Source organism: Rickettsia endosymbiont of Ceutorhynchus obstrictus (assembly GCF_964026565.1).
Lineage (GTDB): Bacteria > Pseudomonadota > Alphaproteobacteria > Rickettsiales > Rickettsiaceae > Rickettsia.
This window is the reverse complement of record NZ_OZ032162.1, coordinates 1,106,771-1,123,585: the sequence shown is the minus strand read 5'-3', so window position 1 is coordinate 1,123,585 and position 16,815 is coordinate 1,106,771. Positions and strand designations below refer to the sequence as shown.

The window sequence follows — 16,815 nt, the reverse complement described above, 5'->3', positions numbered from 1 at the left end:
GCTTATAATATCATAAAAAGATTCTAAAATAAGTCTAATATGGCTTTATTTTCCTGGATGCCGTGATCAAGTCACGGCATGACACAGCCTTTTTTCAACGTTCGTACAGTAGTTGGTCAAGCCACGGTATGACTCCCTTTTATTCACGAGTAATAATATAACAAAACAAAACTTTATAGTAGGAAAAAATAATGCGTGCCGAAATTGAAACTTATGTAAAAAAAATTGAGCAATCTTTAGAACTGCTTTGGAGGTCACTTTGACGTCGAAACTTCTACGGCAAGATTAGCCGAGCTAGAAGAATTAGCGGCAAAACCGGAATTATGGAATGACCGAGCCGGTGCGCAAAAACTCCTAAAAGAAAAAAGTATTTTAGAAGAAAAATTAAACTCCTTTCACAAACTTAAAGCTGATTTAAACGACGCCTTAGAATTTGAAGAGCTGGCAGGCATTGAGAATGATCCCGTAACGCTTAACCAAATAGAGAAGGATTTACAAAAATTAAGCATTATTGCCGAAAAATTTGAAACGGCTTGTTTATTTTCCGGCGAGGCCGATAATAATAATTGTTTTCTAGAAATTAATGCCGGTGCCGGTGGAACGGAAAGCCATGACTGGGCATCGATAATGATGCGTATGTATTTACGATTTGCCGAGCGTTTAGGTTTTAAAACCGAGATAATTAACTTAATTAACGGCGAAGAAGCAGGCATAAAATCATGTACTATTAAAGTAATAGGTCATCAAGCTTACGGGTGGTTTAGAACCGAAGCGGGAGTGCATCGATTAGTGAGAATATCGCCCTTTAATGCCGCCGGTAAAAGAATGACCAGCTTTGCCAGCAGCTGGGTATTTCCGGAGATTGACGATAATATCGCAGTCGTTATTGATGATAAAGATTTAAGAATAGATACTTACAGATCATCAGGAGCAGGCGGGCAACATGTTAATACTACCGACTCGGCTGTTCGCATTACTCACCTGCCGACTAATACCGTAACCCAGTGCCAAAGCGGCAGGTCGCAGCATAAGAATAAAGCTGAAGCGATGAAAATGTTACAAGCAAAACTTTACGAAGCTGAACTACAAAAACGTACCGATAGCGTTAATGAACAAAATGCCGCTAAAACCGATAATAGTTGGGGGCATCAAATTAGGTCGTATGTGCTACAACCTTATCAAATGGTGAAAGATTTACGCACCGGTTACGAGACTTCCGACACTAAAGGCGTGCTTGACGGCGATTTAGAAAAATTTGTTTCGGCAAGCCTATCGATGAATGTCGGAGGGGGTATTAAGTATTAGAAGATGTCATTCCCACGCGACAATGGCGTTGTTGCATGGCTCTAAAAAAGTGCCGTATGTCATTCCCGCGAAGGCGCATGAGTGTCAACTTAAGCCATAAAGGTCCATAAAGTCCGTCATTGCGAGGAGGCACAAAGTGCCTACGCGGCAATCCAGGCTTTTTCTTGTCATGCTGAACTTGTTTCAGCATCTCTATAATAGATCCTGAAATAAATTCAGGATGACTAGAGAGTGTTTTTTCTGGATTCCCGCCTTTAGCTAGAATGACATCAAAAATTCGAGCCATGCAACAACGCCCGCCCTAGCTAGGAATGGTATAAAGGATTGCGGGAATGATATTAAACCTATAATCAAGCCGATCTCGAACTTCAAGCGAACGTTTAGGTAAAGCGGTTTTCATAGGTGCTTTTGTTTTAGATTTTTACAATATTATTTCCATTATATAACAGATAACTCATATCCCAATAAGGAACATTTGTTGCATTTAAAATCAAAAATATTATGAAATTCTTTTTTTAATTGCCAATCTTTGGAGCAAGACGGGCATTGAGTATAATTTGAGCGAGTATATTTCCTTTTTTTACTAGACCAAAGTTCAGCTAAAGGATAAAAAACTTTTTTATTAAAATGGTTTGCTATTTGCTCACTAACCTTTCTGCCTTCTACAGAAATATCACTATTTAGATTTGCTAATTGTTTAGCTATTAGCGGCTCCAGCTTTTTATAGCTTGAAAGCCATAATCTTCCGGCTGCCGCATAATCATTTTTCCAAAAAGTTATTTTTTCAGTAAGATATGGATTTTCACTATTCTTAATCATGTATAACGGCAAATATTTTCCCTTATCGGTTCTTAATATTAACTCATCATCCGATATATATAGAGGATATAAATAAAAAAACTTTATATCCTCTATATTTTTTTCCAAACATAACATTCCTTCATTAACATATTCACCGGTAATATTATAATGAATTATTACTCCTGCGGCTTCTAACTCACTTCTGTATTTCAACGCAAACGTATCTAAAAAATTATCATCTAAGGCGTTTTTATTAGGAATTACGTTGTAAGTAATTAGGTGTGTTTTATCAAGATTAAAAAGTTCTGCATGTTTTAATATGTTACCGTTTTTATATAAAAATGCTACAAAGCTCCAAGCTAAATCTAAAATTTCTTCTTGTTTTTTAGGTAGTAAGAGGTTACTACAGTCAAATGATATTGTTACAAGATATATATTATTCGGCATATTTCTTAATTTTCACTTTAAGTTTGTGTCCTTCAAGTTCTACATCGCTTACATAATTGGCGGTGAAATCGTGGCTAAATTCACCTAAAGTTTGTTCTTGGATAAAATCGCCGTATTGCTTTAATATTTCCGATAAATCTAAATCGCCGGTGATTTCGATCATAATCCGGTCGCTTATTGAAAAATCGGCGTCTTTCCGAGCTTGTTGAATAGAACGCACCAAATCCCTTGCCGTACCTTCTTGGATTAAATTGGTTGTTAACTCTAAATCAAGTACCAATAAACCGCTATTATCGGCAAAAGCTTTTGCGCCTTTTATAGTTTGATGCGGCTCTAAAATTACACTAAACTCATCGGAAGTTAATATCTCACCGCTAATTTTTAAACCTTCTTTTGTTAGTTCCCACTCATTCTTTTTAGACGCTACTATAATATCTTTCATTTTATGCGGCAAACGTTTACCGAGTACCGGAAAATTAATTGATAATTTTTTAGTTGCGTAACTTTCTAAATCATCACGGTAAATTACCGATTTAACATTAATTTCGTCTTTAATTAAGTCTTCAAAAATTTTCAAAGAATCATTATCTTTGCTTATAACACTCAAAGATGCTAGCGGTTGGCGTACTCTAATATTTTCAAGACTTCTGACAAATAGGCTATTACTACAAATATCTAGTACCTTATCCATCGTGCTTACTAATTCGTGATTTATTTCAAATTCCGAAAGGGTAGGGAAGTCGGTTAAGTGTACGCTTATACTTGAGTTGTCACCCCGTGGCTTGACCACGGGGTCTAGGCCTTTTTCTTTCTGGATACCGTGGTCAAGCCACGGTATGACATTTTCGTCCATTAACCCCAAATAAATAGCCTCTGAAATTAGCGGCAATAATGCCGACATTGCTTGAGACATAGTTATAAGGCAGGAATATAAAATATTATAGGCATTTTGTTTATCTTCGTCTTTTTCACTTTTCCAAAATCTAGCCCTACTACGGCGAATATACCAGTTATTTAAAACTTCAAAAAAATCCGTCACTGCATAATAAGCCGTTTGCGTATCAAAATTATCTAAACTTTCTGCGATTTTTTGTACAGCTATTTTAAGTTTTGATATTATATAAATATCTAGCACATTAACGGAATTAAAATTTAATTCACCTTTGATTTGATCAGCATTGGCATACATCGTAAAGAAATGATAAGCGTTCCAAATAGGCTTAATAAATAAGCGTAAAGTATCAAATACCATTTTGCCGTCTTTATCAATTAATAATTCCTGCCCCTTAACGACATTTGAAGACAGCATTGTAACCCTTAAAGCATCCGAGCCGTATTTATCAAATAACTCTAGTGGATCGGCATAGTTGTTAAGGCGTTTCGATAATTTTTGACCGGTAGCGTCAAGGATCACGCCGTGACATATACAATTTAAGAAAGGCGGACGATCAAAAAGTGCAGTAGACAATACCATTAACGTATAGAACCAGCCACGAGTTTGAGCTGAGTACTCAACTATAAAATCAGCAGGAAAATGATTTTCAAACCATTCCTTGTTTTCAAACGGATAATGAGCTTGCCCGTACGGCATCGACCCGCTTTCAAACCAACAATCAAATACGTCTTCTATTCTTCGCATCGTGGATTTGCCTGTTGGATCAGACGGGTTGGGCCTTGTCAGCTCATCAATAAACGGACGATGTAAATCGGTAATTTTAACGCCGAAATCTTTCTCTAATTCTTCAATCGATCCGTATACGTCAATGCGTGGATAAGTCGGATCGTCGGACTTCCAGACCGGCAGAGGCGTACCCCAAAATCTATTACGACTTATTGACCAATCACGGGCATTTTCAAGCCATTTACCAAATAAATTATCTTTTACATGTGTAGGTATCCAGTTAATTTGCCGGTTCAGCTCTACCATTCTATTTTTGAATTCGCTAACCTTAACATACCATGACGGCACGGCTTTATATATTAAAGGGGTATCAGTTCGCCAGCAATGCGGATAGTTATGAATATATTGTTCGGTCTTAAACCAATTTCCTTGGTTTTTAAGTTTAATAATTATTTTATCGTTGGCATCAAATACTTGTAATCCTTCAAAATCCGGAATTTCTTTAGTAAATTTTCCGCTATTATCTACCGGACAAACGAGTTCTATTCCTTTCGATTCGCAAAGTATTTGATCATCTTCACCAAAACCCGGCGCCATATGTACTATACCGGTGCCGTCACCTTCGACAACAAAGCTACCTGCAAATATTTTAAAGCTGTTCGGATGATTGGCAAAATAATTAAATAACGGCTTATATGAAAGATCGGCTAATTCACTGCCTTTAATTATCTCAAAATTTTCTTCACCGCTAAGCCCTAATTCTTTAGCGTATTTACTAACGGAAGACTTAGCTAAAATATAACAAATATTATCTTTAGGAACTAACGCATATTCGATATCGCTACCGACTGCTAACGCTAAATTTGATGGCAATGTCCAGGGGGTAGTTGTCCAAGCAAGAATGCGATATTCTTCGTAATGCTCCCCCGATGTCATTCCTGCGAAAGCAGGAATCTGATTTAGCACAAAACTAACCGTTACCGCTTTGTCAGCTCTTTCACGATATGAATTATCAAGCCTAGTTTCAAAATTGGATAACGGAGTTTCGCAAGCCCAAGAATAAGGCATTACTCGCATCGATTCATATAATAATCCCTTATTATATAACTCCTTGAAAGCCCATAAAACGGATTCCATAAAATTCTTATCCATCGTTTTATAAGGATTTTTGAAGTCTACCCATCTTGCTTGTCTAGTTACGTATTCTTCCCAGTCGTCGGCATATTTCATAACCGACCGGCGGCAATGCTCGTTAAATTTTTCAATGCCGTAGTTATTAATAGCTAACCTTCCTGAAATACCAAGCTCCTTCTCGGATTGCATTTCCGCCGGCAAGCCGTGACAATCCCAGCCGAAACGCCTTTCAACTTTTTTACCTTTCGTAGTTTGGTAGCGAGCATACACATCTTTAATAAAGCCGGTAAGTAAATGTCCGTAATGCGGTAAGCCATTCGCAAAAGGCGGACCATCATAAAATATGAATTCGGATTCGCCGCTTCTACTATCTATAGATTTTTGAAATATGTTATTTTCTTGCCAGTAGGTTAATATTTCTTTTTCTATGGCTGCAAAATCAGCGTTTGAACCTACTTCAGGGTAATATTTTTTTGTCATTATTTAAGATATTTAGTTTTTTATAAAAAAGTTATTTGGTAATATTGTCATACCGTGGCTTGACCCACTATTGTACGAACGTTGAAAAAAGGCTGTGTCATGCCGTGACTTGATCACGGCATCCAGGAAAATAAAGCCATATTAGACTTATTTTAGAATCTTTTTATGATATTATAAGCTGGATTCCGTGGTCGTAGCCACGGAATGACAGAATTTTTACCTCTTTATTTAAATGTTCGTACAGTAGTGGGTCAAGCCACGGTATGACACAAAATCATACAAACAGCCTAATAATCGGTATATTTGAAGGTGCGGCTAATTTACACAAATTCTTAAAATGTGTAAAACCATTTATTATATTTTCCAGGGACTCATCAATAAACTGATCGGTTTTAACATAATTCTCCGATTCATCTTGGATATAATATAGAATTGCAGGCAGGTAAACGGTAAATAGTAATCCTCTTTTAGTATAGTAATTATAGTCAAGGGACTTATCACCGGCATAACGCCAAATTATATCACAGCTACGCATAGCTAAGTTTGTTGCAAATAATATATTATTAGGCATTGCAAGATAAGCAGCGTTTTTACTATGAATAATCGGCAAAGCACAATCCTTAATTCTAATTTTTAAAGCTAAGGATAGTTTTTCTCTTATTTTTTTTGGAGCTTCAACTGCTGCTAACTGCATTAGCATTTTATCATCTTGTTGGCTTTCAAAAAAGTCTACCACTTCTTGTAAACCGTCAGGGAAAAGTAGCGTATTATACGCACTAGCAAACCTGCATTGCTCTTCAGCTTCCGCAAGCAATTTATTATTCCACTCATTAAAAGGTAATAAAGTTAATAACGATTGCATAAATCGTATCTTTTTGGTATAGTATTCTTGAGTAATATTCATATTAGGATACCTATATTTATTTAGGCTTGACACATAAGTCTAGTATATAGATAATACGAATATTGTTCAACGATATATACAATTATTTAAGGAGAGTAATTTTAGTGATATTAGTAAATGTTCACGCCGGCAATTGTGATAACACTCTAAAAACTTTGAAAAAAAAGTCACAAAGAGAGCTTATTTTTCGTAAAATGAAAGAACAGCGTTATTATGAAACTCGCTCAGCAAAGCGTGTTCGCAAAGGTCAAGAAGCTGCAAGAAGAATAAGAAAAGTTGCTCGTAAGCAAATGTTTGAAAGTTTGTAAAGAATTTCGCTATTGCGAGAAGGCGTTGTTGTGTCGGTAAGAAAATAGTAATTTTTACCATCTTTTGCAAAGCGTTTCGGTGTCATACCGTGGCTTGACCACGGCATCCAGTCTTTTTATTTAATCAAGGTTTTTCTGGATACCGTGGTCAAGCCACGGTATGACACCCTGCTTGTAATAACCATAATACGATAATTATAATCCCCACAACCTCACCGTTTCAATTCACCTCCGCTTATATACATTCCCAACATAAAATATACCGTAAATAAACGTACCTATTATAATAATTACCGGCGTAAGAGGTATATCGAGATAAAAAGAAGCGATGAATCCGCAAAAATTTATAAATATCGAGATGATAATTGAGAGGATAATCATCTGCAGCGGAGTGCGGGAAATAAATCTTGCCGTCATAGGGGGAATTAATAAAATAGCCGTCACCATTAATGCCCCGACTATTTTAATAGTAGAAAATACCGATAATGAGAGAAGAAGCAAAAATATTAATTCAATAGTTTTAACTTTGATCCCTTTTATTACCGCAATATCTCTATTAATTATAATCAGGATAATTTGATTATAAAAATATCCTATAAAACATATTATTAGCATCAGCATCATCGATAATAAAATCAAATCGCCGAAGTCTACTAATAAAATATCGCCGAACAATAAGTTAGTAATATTATTCTGGCTAGAGCTAAGATAATTTATAATTAATGCCAGAGATAGCATAAAACTTGATATTAAGCTTATAACGGCATTTCTTCCGGAATAATTTTTAAAAATAAAAACAAAAATCGCAAAAAAAACGGCAACGATTATTCCTGAATATATTAACGGAAAGTTAGCGATAATACTGATACTTGCGGCAAGAAAACTAGCATGAGCAAGACCGTCACCGAAATAAACGTATTTCTTCCATAAAGCAATACAGCCAAGCGGTGCAAAAATTAGGCTAATTAAAATTAAGGCAAGTATTATCGGAATCATTTTAAATTATATATGACAAAGGATAAAAAATAGCAGATAATGGGACGCTAATAAACCTTTAATCTGTTAATACTAATAAAAAAATGTCTATTATGTCTTCGATTGATAAAAAGGAATTAGAGAAATTTGCTAAAATTTCGCATGAATGGTGGAATGAAGACGGAGAATTCGGTATTTTGCACCAAATAACTCCTATTCGTTTAGCCTATATTGTAGATACGATAAAATCACATTACAATCTTAATGAAAAAGATGTTTTTTCATCCAATTTAAATATCCTTGATGTTGGTTGTGGTGGCGGATTGGTTAGTGCGCCGCTGAGTAAGCTAGGTTTTAACGTTACCGCTATTGATGCGTTAGAAGGTAATATTAATACGGCTAACGATTATGCTAGAAAAAATAATTTAACGATAAATTACCTAAGATCGACGATAGAGGAATTGCCTAATACTAAATTATATGACGTAATAATTTGCTTGGAAGTTATAGAGCATATTGATAATGTCCCGGCTTTTATGCTAAATCTGACAAAATTAGTAAAGCCGGGCGGCATGACAATAATCTCAACGATTAACCGCACTAAAAAAGCTTATTTACTAGCGATAATAGCAGCGGAATATATATTAAGCTGGGTTCCGAAAAATACTCATGATTATAATAAGTTTCTAAAACCGTCGGAGATTTATGAAATATTAAAGGGTAATAACATAAGTATAGAAGAACTAAAAGGTTTAGTATTTGACATCGCTAACAATAAGTGGCAATTAAGCGATGATATAGACGTGAATTACTTTGCATATTTAATAAAATATGATAAGTAAAAAATAGTAAAAATAAAGTTTTGTTGACAAAAGGCAGACAGAACATGATAATCTAAATATGAAAATAGAATTTTACTTTGCATTTAATCCTGAAAAAAATATTACCTTATTAAAAGAAAGAGGTATAAGTTTTGAACAAATAATTGCTTTGATAGAAGAAAATTGCATATTAGATATAATAGATCGTCCGAATCAGAGCAAATACCCAAACCAAAAAATTTATATTATAGAGGTGGATGGATATTGCTATTTAGTGCCTTGTATCATTAATGGGAAAGAGATTTTTTTAAAAACCATTATACCAAGCAGGAAAGCTACTGAAAATTATTTAAAAATTAAAGATAGTAGGGAACAAAATGAAAAAATATAAATTATCTGAAGAAGAAAAAGGAATATTAGACTATTTTGAGAATAATAAACTTTTGCATTTGTCTGAGGATGAATTAAAAAGACAAAAAAATATAGCCAAAGTTGCCGCAGTTAATTTTTCTAAAAAAACTGCAAGGATTAATATTAGACTTCCAGGGCATGACTTAAATCACATTAAAAGGATTGCAGCTCAAGAGGGGATGCCTTATCAAACCTTGATTTCCAGCGTTTTACATAAATACGCTTCAGGATATTTAAAATTTGATAAAGCTAACTAAACTTTATGAACAAAAATATAATTACTAGATTTGCGCCGTCTCCTACCGGTTTTTTGCATATTGGATCGGCAAGGACGGCTTTATTTAATTATTTATTTGCTCGGCATAATGGCGGGAAATTTTTTCTGCGCATTGAGGACACCGACAGAGAAAGATCAACGGAAGAAGCAGTTACGGCTATATTTTCAGGGCTTAAGTGGCTTGGCTTAAATTGGGACGGTGAAGTTATATTTCAATCAAAACGCAATGAACTATATAAGGAAGCCGCTTTAAAATTATTAAAAGAAGGGAAAGCTTATTATTGTTTTACAGCGCAAGAAGAAATAGAGCGGCAGCGGAAGCTAGCCATAGAGAATAAACAGCATTTTATTTTTGATAGTCCTTGGCGTGATAGCGATCCTTCTACTTACCCAAGTGACAAAAAACCGGTAATACGGCTTAAAGCTAGTAGAGAAGGTAGTACCACGATCCATGATACCTTGCAAGGGGAGGTAGTAATTGAAAACTCCCATATTGACGATATGGTGTTGCTCCGCGCCGATGGTAGCGCTACCTATATGCTAGCGGTGGTGGTGGATGATCATGATATGGGCATCACTCATATTATCAGGGGTGACGATCATTTAACCAATGCTGCTAGGCAAATTGCCATTTATCAAGCTCTTACGTGGCAAATTCCTTCCATGACCCATATACCTTTGATCCACGGCGCCGATGGGGCTAAATTATCTAAAAGGCACGGTGCGCTTGGCGTTGAAGCTTATAAAGAAATGGGCTACTTACCGAGTGCTTTATGTAATTATTTATTAAGGCTCGGTTGGGGGCATGGAGATGATGAGATTATTAACCTAAACCAAGCTATAGAATGGTTTGACCTTGAGGGGCTTGGCAAGTCACCTTCTAAGCTTGATTTCGTCAAGATGAATAATATCAATGCGCATTATTTACGAGAGCTTGATGATGATACTTTAATTTCAATGATTATAGAGATTTTACAACAAAATCATATAGTTAACCTACAAGAAATAAATTATATCAAGCAAGCTTTGCCAAGCTTAACGGTTAGAAGCGAAACTTTAATCGACCTTGCAAATCTTGCTAAAATTTATTTGGTTAATACACCTATTAATTATTCGGAAGAAGCAAAAGCAATAATAAAGGGGTGCAATCGTGATTTAATTAATCAGGTAATAACGGCTTTAGAAGAGCTTGAGCATTTTAACAAAGATTTGTTGCAAAGTAAGTTTAAAGAAATAGCAAAGCATAACGGCTTAAAGCTTAATGAGCTGATGCAGCCGGTTAGGGCTTTAATGACCGGCCTGACTGCCTCCCCTGGAATATTTGAAATGGCTGAGATTTTGGGTAAAGAAAATAGTTTAGCAAGATTAAATGCTTTCGATGTCATTCCCGTATAGGCATGGCGTTGTTGCCCGGCTCTAAAAAAGTGCCGTATGTCATTCCCGCGCAGGCGGGAATCTAGAAAAATACTTTTTAAGTCATCCTGAATTTATTTCAGGATATTTTGCAATAGATGCTGAAACAAGTTCAGCATGACAAAGAAAAGTCTGGATTCCCGCTTGCGGGCGCTGTTGCGTGGCTCGGAAATTAATACAAAAAACCAGTCATTGCGAAGCCACGGAGTGGCTGCGACAATCCAGGCTATCCCGAATGTAATGAGGGATTTAATTAGAATGCCAAAAAGTTTATAAGATGGCAAGTTTAGCATAAATATTAATCCGGATTGCAGCAAGGCCCCGCGGCTCCTCCTCGCAAGGCCTTGTTGCGTGGATGGTTAAAATCGCTTAAAACTTGTCATACCGAGGCCCCTCCCACGGTATCCAGAAAAAATCTTAGTAAAAGACTGGATGCCGTGGTCAAGCAACTAGATGACACCGCGGTACTTTTAAAAAATACCCGAAATATAGTAATTTTTGCTATTTTTTCCTGGATTGCCGCTCTAGACTACGTACTTCCTCGCAATGACGGGGTTTTTTTATAAGGATTTCGAGCCATGCAACAACGCCCGGCGTAGCTAGGAATGATATTAACGCAATTTTTGAAAAATAATTAAACTAATGTTAGAAAGTGAAATAACAAAAAAAATATTTTCACAACTTCCGGGAAAATACTTTATTAAAAGGATTATCGGTAAATACGGCATTGGTGAAGGAGTGGCATATTTTTTAAAAAATGACACTGATAGTTTATTATATAAGGAAGAGTTAGAAATTAATTATCATACTATAGACTATAAAATAGCCGCCGTTAAAGAATATCAATATATATTTGAAGATAATAAAATTACAAAATATTTTATTTCCAAAGAAAATAATAATTTATTTTATCAACTAAACTTTACTGCTCATTCACCTTTATTACAGGCGACTGGTATTCATGTATGTAATCAAGATGGATATGAAGCTACTTATACTTTTCTTGAATCAGACTCCTTTATATTAAATTATCAAATTCTAGGACCGGAAAAAGATTATACAATCATCACTGATTTTAGAAAAATTGAAGTAAAAAATTAAAGACTATAACTTGAATCTTCACCTATTACCGGTAGTTCCTCCATTATATTAAAAAAATTATCTATGCTTTTTTCAGTTAGTATTTTTTTATTACTATCATTTTCAGTGTTTTCATTTCTCTCTCTTTTTTTATTAAAGTTAGGATTAAGAAATGAAATTTTTAAAGATTTAGTATTATTATTATAGATACTAGTAATAATATCTTTAAGAGCTTTATTATCCGTAACATCTTTAGGAAGCGGGTTAGCGGTAATATATTCAGGCACTTCAATATTATACCATTCTTTTATTTTCTCGCATAACACAGCAAGAATTTCCGGTAAAACCTTCTCAATATCGGCGGCTAATTTTATTTGTGTTTGTAGTAAAAAGCTTTCAAGTTTAGGTAACGTTTCTTGAAATATACAATATGTTACTTCTATTAGGTCTTTAATATCTTCTTTAGAGTTTATACACTCAATAAGATCTTTCTTAAAAAGCTTTAAATATTGCTCCGGTCTTTTGCCAAATTTCAGTACTAATATATTTAGATTTTCCTCTAAGTCAGTTAATAAATTATGAGGGCAATTTTCTATCTTATTTATATCTTCTAAAAAATTTTGTAAATTTTTAATACTTACTTTATCTATTTCTTTACTATTAATAGATTGTATTAAATCAATTCCATTATATATTTGAGCTATACAATTTAATTTATTGTTACCGATCACCTCACTTAGCCATTCAACGAAAATATCTCCTTCTCTTTTAAGTAATAGATCGCTTTTTTTTACGTTAGTCGTATCATAATCCATGTTATGAGTATTAGGTAATTTCTCACCATTATCTTTAGCTACTCCCCTTGCTTGAGCAACGGCAGTTTTTGCCGACATGGGAAAAAACTTCTCATATTTTAAATATTTTTCATCTTGAGCAATAAGTTCAAGGAACATCGGCGCGGTAAATAATGTGGCGTTATTTCTTTGCATTTCAACAATAAATAGCAAATGAGCTAATTGTTCGGCAAAATTATTTAAGCCTTGAGTTATTTCTAGCTCTTCAATATTAATTTCTTTATTTTGGATTATATTAAAAATATGCTTTACCATAGCACTCTTATGTAAAGCATTTTGAGGTATTTTTTGTAATATTTCTTTATACTTACCGAAACCAAATATTTCAGTTTGAACATTGCCGGTATTATAATGTATTACATGACTATCGGTAAAAGAATCTAATTGGGAATTACTGATGTTATAAATACTAGAAGAACTATGATTATCCGTTTCTACTACAGTTAAATATTTTATTTTGTTTTTATTATTTCTATTAGCTATTTTAGAACACGAGAGGATTTCATTGGAACTTCCGGATTCTAAATCAATATTTAGTGGATTTTTATATAGCGGCTTTAAATTAATTTTAGCAATTTTCAGTTCTTTAAGTAATATTTTCCTTACATCAACTATTTTGACATTGTTTTTTAAAGTAAATATTTCCGGAAGAGGAGTTTTTTTATTAAATACAAAATTAAATAATTGAATATAATCTTTATCAGCCGGCTTATTTTCTTTATTATCGTCAATAAATAATTGAGTTAGCTTTTTATTAAAAGCAGTTTTTATATCGGTTAATATTTTCTTATAAGTATTTTCATTTAAACTTAATTTTTGCTCTTTAATTTTTTGATAAATACTATTAATCGCTGGACTTCTAAATAATCTATCGGCTAAATTATGCAATATTAATCCTAACTTTGCTTTAAATTCGTCCCCACTATTTATGTTTTTTATATTCAATATATTCTTTGATAAATAACTATTATAATTTATTTTTGTAACATTTTTTATTACATTCTTCTCTCTTTCTTCGTCTGAGCTATCTATATATAAATATCTTTTTTTCATTCTTTTATTAATATTATAAGGTTAGTTATTATTCATCAAAATAATGTAAAGCTTTACATTGTCCAATAAAACTAAAAGCAAAATCGCCGTGTTCCGTATCATAAGCCATTTTTTCTATAGATATTAAATCAGAGTCATTTTTTTGCAGGCTCAAATCTTTACCTGAATTTCCGGTAATCCCGATAAAACAATCAACTATTGCTAAAGCAGTAATAATATCATCATTCTGTATGCATTCAAATAATCTACCTCGCACATAATTAATTTTTCCTTCATTATCAGAAAATTTTTCTAATCCAGCTTTCATCGAAGGGTATATTTCTTCAACTTTAGGTCCGATCAATTTAATATCATAATCTAACATAGCGTTCTCATTTTACTTATTTTCTTCAATGACTGCTAACTACATACTAAATTATTAACAATTTATCAAGTATTGTTTTAAGCTAACAACCTCATAAGCACGCATAGTATCAACTCATATAAAAATTTTAAAAAGCAAAAACGTAGAATTTTTAATTATTATATCCTTTTTCATTTTCTTTACTTAATTTAGCAACGGCAATAAGAGCTTTTTTTAATATCTCTATTGCGTCTTCTATTTTTCCAAAAGCTTCTAATGCTTCGGATTTGCGATATAATGCAACGATATCATAAGGATTAAGTTTTAATTTTTCATCACAATATTTTACTACTTCATTCATTCTACTTAAATTCTTTGACTCTATTATTGCATCATAATAACTTGTATCAACTTTATTTTTATCGGTCATTTTTAACTCCATTTGTAATATTATTAAATAATCTATTAAATTAATTAGAAAGAAGTAATAAATATTGAACTTAATCCTAAAAACAATAGCTTTTTGTTATTGTGGTTGAAATTTAATAGATTATTTTGCAATAATGGAGTTTAAACATCATTAACGGTTTGCATATTAGCAAAATAATAAAAATAATCAAGAAAATTAAGTTATTTTCTAAAATAATAACATAATTACTAGTTGTATTCTGTATCAAAAAGATTGTATAACTAAAAATACTTAAAAATAAAATATTATATATTGTTGCTAAATAATAGGGGTGTGAATATATTAGACCCTAAATATATTATACTAATTATACACGATTGACTTTCACTTTAGGTGTGGGTTGCCTTAATAATCTCACAGAATAATTTTAATTATATGTTTAAAACATTAACACAAAATTTAACAAAAATTTTTGATCATATTAGAAGTTCCGGTACTTTATCGGAAACTCAAATAGACGATGCTATGAGAGATATAAGAGTTGCTCTTCTTGAATCTGATGTAGCATTACCGGTAGTTAAAGATTTTATAGCGGAAGTAAAACAGAAAGCTTTAGGGCAGGAGGTTATCAAATCCGTCTCACCGGGGCAGATGATAATTAAAATCATTCATGAAGAAATGATAAATCTTCTTGCATCGGACTCAAATGAAGCAAAGTTACAATTAAATTCAAAACCGCCGGTAAATATCTTAGCGGTGGGCTTACAAGGAAGCGGTAAAACTACCGCTAGCGCAAAACTCGCCTTACGGCTTAAAAATCAAAATAAAAAAGTTCTGCTAGTATCGCTTGATATTTATCGTCCGGCTGCGCAGGAACAATTAGCAATACTTGCAAAATCGATAGAAGTTGATTCGCTCCCTATTATATCAACCGAGAAGCCGCTTGATATTGTCAAACGGGCGCTTGTGGAATCAAAAATATCAGCTTATGACGTTGTAATATACGACACGGCCGGTAGGTTACAGATTGATAACGAAATGATGGAAGAGGCTTTGGCTATAAAAGAGCTAGTAAAGCCGGCAGAAACATTATTAGTAATTGATAGTATGACGGGACAAGATGCAGTAGTAACGGCTAGTAGTTTTAATCAAAAATTAGAAATTTCGGGGCTAATTTTATCAAGAATTGACGGCGATTCTAAAGGTGGAGCTGCCTTAAGCGTAAAATATATTACCAAAAAGCCGATAAAATTCTTAAGTAGCGGCGAGAAATTAACCGATTTAGAAGAATTTGATGCTGAACGCATAGCCTCAAGAATATTAGATATGGGGGATATACTCTCTTTTGTCGAAAAAGCAGCAAATATAGTAGATAGGGAAGAGGCAGAAAAAATAGCTGCTAGGATGAAAAAGGGTAAATTTGATTTAAATGATTATCTCCAGCAAATGCGAAGTATTAAAAAACTCGGCGGTTTTAGCGGTATCGTTAATATGCTACCGGGTGCCGGTAAAATTATGGATCAAATTGATCAATCTAAATTAAGCGGTAAGTTAATTGAGCAGCAAGTGGCTATTATCTTATCTATGACCCCGAAAGAAAGAAAAACCCCCGATATACTTAATGCTTCACGTCGGAAACGTATCGCGCAAGGAGCAGGTACGACTGTTCAAAAAGTCAATATACTATTAAAGCAGTTCAAGCAAATAAGCGATATGATGAAAAAAGCAAGTAATATGAATCCTAAAAGCCTCATGCGCCAAGGTATGGGTAAGTTGTTTTCTTAAAGGCTTGCATTTTTTGCAAGCATCCATAATGTTATTTCTAGCTACGGTGAGCCTTGTTGCATGGCTCGATCTTACCCCGTCATTGCGAGGAGATGTGTAGCATCGACGTGGCAATCTAGGAAAAAATAGCAAAAAATGCTATGAAACTTATTATTTTCTGGATTGCCGCACTCCCTTTGGTCGCGGCTTTGTTGCGTGGCTCTAAAAAAGTGCCGTATGTCATTCCCGCGCAGGCGGGAATCCAGAAAAAATACCCAAAATAAACAAAACTACACAAAAATTTACCACACAATTTGCTTAAACATTTTCTGGATTCCCGCCTGCGGGCGTTGTTGCATGGCTACCGGAATCGTCATGGCGAGGCGCCTCTTGGCGCCGTGGCCATCTAAGTATA

General features: G+C 34.0%; 20 protein-coding genes. 11 read left to right on the top strand and 9 right to left on the bottom strand.

The window, feature by feature from the left end; genetic code table 11:
- Positions 1 to 191 precede the first annotated feature (191 nt).
- Positions 192 to 1,305 (top strand): peptide chain release factor 2 gene (gene prfB / locus AAGD64_RS06310; RefSeq protein WP_341792782.1). Its coding sequence is split into 2 segments (ribosomal slippage): positions 192 to 254 and positions 256 to 1,305, totalling 1,113 coding nucleotides; the frame shifts between segments, so codons are not numbered across the junction.
- Here the strand turns inward: prfB and AAGD64_RS06305 are convergent.
- From AAGD64_RS06305 to AAGD64_RS06290, 4 genes are all read right to left on the bottom strand, one after another.
- Positions 1,295 to 1,591 (bottom strand): hypothetical protein, encoded by a 297-nt coding sequence (locus tag AAGD64_RS06305; RefSeq protein ID WP_341792781.1) that lies wholly within the window; start codon positions 1,589 to 1,591, stop codon positions 1,295 to 1,297. The genes prfB and AAGD64_RS06305 overlap by 11 nt on opposite strands.
- 152 nt (positions 1,592 to 1,743) lie before the next feature.
- Entirely contained in the window at positions 1,744 to 2,553 is an 810-nt protein-coding gene (locus AAGD64_RS06300; protein ID WP_341792780.1) for a DUF2310 family Zn-ribbon-containing protein, read from the bottom strand.
- Entirely contained in the window at positions 2,543 to 5,788 is a 3,246-nt protein-coding gene (gene ileS, locus AAGD64_RS06295; RefSeq protein ID WP_410526068.1) for an isoleucine--tRNA ligase, read from the bottom strand. The genes AAGD64_RS06300 and ileS overlap by 11 nt, the downstream gene beginning before the upstream one ends.
- Positions 5,789 to 6,062: 274 nt before the next feature.
- Positions 6,063 to 6,692 carry a COQ9 family protein gene (locus AAGD64_RS06290; RefSeq protein ID WP_341792779.1) on the bottom strand — a complete coding sequence of 210 codons (630 nt, stop codon included), beginning with the start codon at positions 6,690 to 6,692 and terminating at the stop codon, positions 6,063 to 6,065.
- Between the two features lie 104 nt (positions 6,693 to 6,796).
- Here AAGD64_RS06290 and rpsU point away from each other — a divergent pair, with 104 nt between their 5' ends.
- Positions 6,797 to 7,000 (top strand): 30S ribosomal protein S21, encoded by a 204-nt coding sequence (gene rpsU / locus AAGD64_RS06285; protein ID WP_253307525.1) that lies wholly within the window; start codon positions 6,797 to 6,799, stop codon positions 6,998 to 7,000.
- Here rpsU and AAGD64_RS06280 read toward each other — a convergent pair.
- Together AAGD64_RS06280 and AAGD64_RS06275 are read right to left on the bottom strand one after the other, a co-directional pair.
- Complete coding sequence (locus tag AAGD64_RS06280; protein WP_341794220.1) at positions 6,940 to 7,107, bottom strand: hypothetical protein; 168 nt, start codon at positions 7,105 to 7,107, stop codon at positions 6,940 to 6,942. The two genes, rpsU and AAGD64_RS06280, sit on opposite strands and share 61 nt — an antisense overlap.
- A 118-nt stretch (positions 7,108 to 7,225) precedes the next feature.
- Positions 7,226 to 7,996 carry a metal ABC transporter permease gene (locus tag AAGD64_RS06275; RefSeq protein WP_341792778.1) on the bottom strand — a complete coding sequence of 257 codons (771 nt, stop codon included), beginning with the start codon at positions 7,994 to 7,996 and terminating at the stop codon, positions 7,226 to 7,228.
- A 92-nt stretch (positions 7,997 to 8,088) separates the two neighbouring features.
- Between AAGD64_RS06275 and ubiG the strand changes: the two genes are divergently transcribed.
- The 7 genes from ubiG to AAGD64_RS06240 all read left to right on the top strand — a co-directional run bounded on the left by ubiG (position 8,089) and on the right by AAGD64_RS06240 (position 11,998).
- Positions 8,089 to 8,817 carry a bifunctional 2-polyprenyl-6-hydroxyphenol methylase/3-demethylubiquinol 3-O-methyltransferase UbiG gene (gene ubiG, locus AAGD64_RS06270; RefSeq protein WP_341792777.1) on the top strand — a complete coding sequence of 243 codons (729 nt, stop codon included), beginning with the start codon at positions 8,089 to 8,091 and terminating at the stop codon, positions 8,815 to 8,817.
- Between the two features lie 58 nt (positions 8,818 to 8,875).
- Positions 8,876 to 9,187, top strand: coding sequence for a toxin (locus AAGD64_RS06265; RefSeq protein WP_253307527.1), 312 nt, complete (start codon positions 8,876 to 8,878; stop codon positions 9,185 to 9,187).
- The gene (locus tag AAGD64_RS06260) at positions 9,174 to 9,464 is read left to right on the top strand and encodes a CopG family antitoxin (RefSeq protein ID WP_253307528.1); all 291 of its coding nucleotides are present in this window, start codon (positions 9,174 to 9,176) and stop codon (positions 9,462 to 9,464) included. Before AAGD64_RS06265 ends, AAGD64_RS06260 begins: the two co-directional genes overlap by 14 nt.
- Positions 9,465 to 9,469: 5 nt before the next feature.
- On the top strand, positions 9,470 to 10,879 hold the full coding sequence (gltX, locus tag AAGD64_RS06255) for a glutamate--tRNA ligase (RefSeq protein WP_341792776.1): 1,410 nt from the start codon (positions 9,470 to 9,472) through the stop codon (positions 10,877 to 10,879).
- Between the two features lie 135 nt (positions 10,880 to 11,014).
- On the top strand, positions 11,015 to 11,173 hold the full coding sequence (locus AAGD64_RS06250) for a hypothetical protein (RefSeq protein ID WP_341792775.1): 159 nt from the start codon (positions 11,015 to 11,017) through the stop codon (positions 11,171 to 11,173).
- 32 nt (positions 11,174 to 11,205) lie between these two features.
- Positions 11,206 to 11,463: a hypothetical protein gene (locus tag AAGD64_RS06245; protein ID WP_341792774.1), complete on the top strand. Its 258-nt coding sequence runs from the start codon at positions 11,206 to 11,208 to the stop codon at positions 11,461 to 11,463.
- Between the two features lie 76 nt (positions 11,464 to 11,539).
- Entirely contained in the window at positions 11,540 to 11,998 is a 459-nt protein-coding gene (locus tag AAGD64_RS06240; protein WP_341792773.1) for a DUF6314 family protein, read from the top strand.
- Here AAGD64_RS06240 and AAGD64_RS06235 read toward each other — a convergent pair.
- The 3 genes from AAGD64_RS06235 to AAGD64_RS06225 all read right to left on the bottom strand — a co-directional run bounded on the left by AAGD64_RS06235 (position 11,995) and on the right by AAGD64_RS06225 (position 14,657).
- Positions 11,995 to 13,884 (bottom strand): hypothetical protein, encoded by a 1,890-nt coding sequence (locus AAGD64_RS06235; RefSeq protein ID WP_341792772.1) that lies wholly within the window; start codon positions 13,882 to 13,884, stop codon positions 11,995 to 11,997. The two genes, AAGD64_RS06240 and AAGD64_RS06235, sit on opposite strands and share 4 nt — an antisense overlap.
- Positions 13,885 to 13,912: 28 nt before the next feature.
- Entirely contained in the window at positions 13,913 to 14,248 is a 336-nt protein-coding gene (locus AAGD64_RS06230; RefSeq protein WP_253307532.1) for a hypothetical protein, read from the bottom strand.
- A gap of 151 nt (positions 14,249 to 14,399) precedes the next feature.
- Entirely contained in the window at positions 14,400 to 14,657 is a 258-nt protein-coding gene (locus AAGD64_RS06225; protein WP_341792771.1) for a hypothetical protein, read from the bottom strand.
- A 414-nt stretch (positions 14,658 to 15,071) separates the two neighbouring features.
- On the opposite strand from AAGD64_RS06225, the gene ffh reads away from it, so the two are divergent.
- Together ffh and AAGD64_RS06215 are read left to right on the top strand one after the other, a co-directional pair.
- Complete coding sequence (ffh, locus tag AAGD64_RS06220; RefSeq protein WP_341792770.1) at positions 15,072 to 16,421, top strand: signal recognition particle protein; 1,350 nt, start codon at positions 15,072 to 15,074, stop codon at positions 16,419 to 16,421.
- A gap of 140 nt (positions 16,422 to 16,561) precedes the next feature.
- Positions 16,562 to 16,684, top strand: coding sequence for a hypothetical protein (locus tag AAGD64_RS06215; protein WP_301282630.1), 123 nt, complete (start codon positions 16,562 to 16,564; stop codon positions 16,682 to 16,684).
- Positions 16,685 to 16,815: the final 131 nt, after the last annotated feature.

Coding starts and splice junctions, on each gene's coding strand:
- AAGD64_RS06305 (WP_341792781.1), bottom strand. CDS start 1,591: ATGGCTCGAATTTTTGATGTCATTCTAGCTAAAGGCGGGAATCCAGAA.
- AAGD64_RS06240 (WP_341792773.1), top strand. CDS start 11,540: ATGTTAGAAAGTGAAATAACAAAAAAAATATTTTCACAACTTCCGGGA.
- ileS (WP_410526068.1), bottom strand. CDS start 5,788: ATGACAAAAAAATATTACCCTGAAGTAGGTTCAAACGCTGATTTTGCA.
- AAGD64_RS06275 (WP_341792778.1), bottom strand. CDS start 7,996: ATGATTCCGATAATACTTGCCTTAATTTTAATTAGCCTAATTTTTGCA.
- AAGD64_RS06230 (WP_253307532.1), bottom strand. CDS start 14,248: ATGTTAGATTATGATATTAAATTGATCGGACCTAAAGTTGAAGAAATA.
- AAGD64_RS06215 (WP_301282630.1), top strand. CDS start 16,562: ATGAAACTTATTATTTTCTGGATTGCCGCACTCCCTTTGGTCGCGGCT.
- AAGD64_RS06250 (WP_341792775.1), top strand. CDS start 11,015: ATGACAAAGAAAAGTCTGGATTCCCGCTTGCGGGCGCTGTTGCGTGGC.
- AAGD64_RS06290 (WP_341792779.1), bottom strand. CDS start 6,692: ATGAATATTACTCAAGAATACTATACCAAAAAGATACGATTTATGCAA.
- AAGD64_RS06300 (WP_341792780.1), bottom strand. CDS start 2,553: ATGCCGAATAATATATATCTTGTAACAATATCATTTGACTGTAGTAAC.
- AAGD64_RS06225 (WP_341792771.1), bottom strand. CDS start 14,657: ATGACCGATAAAAATAAAGTTGATACAAGTTATTATGATGCAATAATA.
- gltX (WP_341792776.1), top strand. CDS start 9,470: ATGAACAAAAATATAATTACTAGATTTGCGCCGTCTCCTACCGGTTTT.
- AAGD64_RS06265 (WP_253307527.1), top strand. CDS start 8,876: ATGAAAATAGAATTTTACTTTGCATTTAATCCTGAAAAAAATATTACC.
- AAGD64_RS06235 (WP_341792772.1), bottom strand. CDS start 13,884: ATGAAAAAAAGATATTTATATATAGATAGCTCAGACGAAGAAAGAGAG.
- ubiG (WP_341792777.1), top strand. CDS start 8,089: ATGTCTTCGATTGATAAAAAGGAATTAGAGAAATTTGCTAAAATTTCG.
- AAGD64_RS06260 (WP_253307528.1), top strand. CDS start 9,174: ATGAAAAAATATAAATTATCTGAAGAAGAAAAAGGAATATTAGACTAT.
- ffh (WP_341792770.1), top strand. CDS start 15,072: ATGTTTAAAACATTAACACAAAATTTAACAAAAATTTTTGATCATATT.
- AAGD64_RS06280 (WP_341794220.1), bottom strand. CDS start 7,107: ATGCCGTGGTCAAGCCACGGTATGACACCGAAACGCTTTGCAAAAGAT.